At 63.8% G+C, this 426-nt stretch carries 1 pseudogene; it reads right to left on the reverse strand.

From position 1 onward, the window contains the following. Positions 1–300 (reverse strand): annotated as a pseudogene (locus AB0C16_RS40695) (cell division protein FtsZ); the annotation flags it as partial. Positions 301–426: the final 126 nt, after the last annotated feature.

Genomic DNA, 426 nt, shown 5'->3' on the forward strand with positions numbered 1-426 from the left:
GGCCGACATGGTCTTCGTGACGGCCCCCTTGAGGACCTCCTCGATCTCCTCGCGGTGGTCCTCGGCTGCCTTGCGGCCGACAGCCGGGTTGGCTCCGGCGCCGAGTCCGCGGGTGAGTTCGCGACCGACGTCGAGTTTGACGTCGGCGTCGCTCATCAACAGAGCTTGCGCGTCCGTGTTGATGGCGATGAACTCGACGCCCTTGAGACCGACCTCGATCATCCGGTTGATGGCATTGACACCACCGCCGCCGACACCGATGACTTTGATGACTGCGAGGTAGTTCTGCGGTGCTGCCACGTCGAAGGCCTCTCGCCTCGAGTTACGTGTCGTCGCTCTGCGGTGGCCCCGCGGCGACGACTGATGTCGATGGGGACGGTCCGAACGCCGACCCAAACCCTAACGCTGAAGTTTAGGGTTACCAGT

Origin of the sequence: Nonomuraea sp. NPDC048916 (genome assembly GCF_040649575.1) — a bacterium.
Taxonomy (GTDB): domain Bacteria; phylum Actinomycetota; class Actinomycetes; order Streptosporangiales; family Streptosporangiaceae; genus Nonomuraea.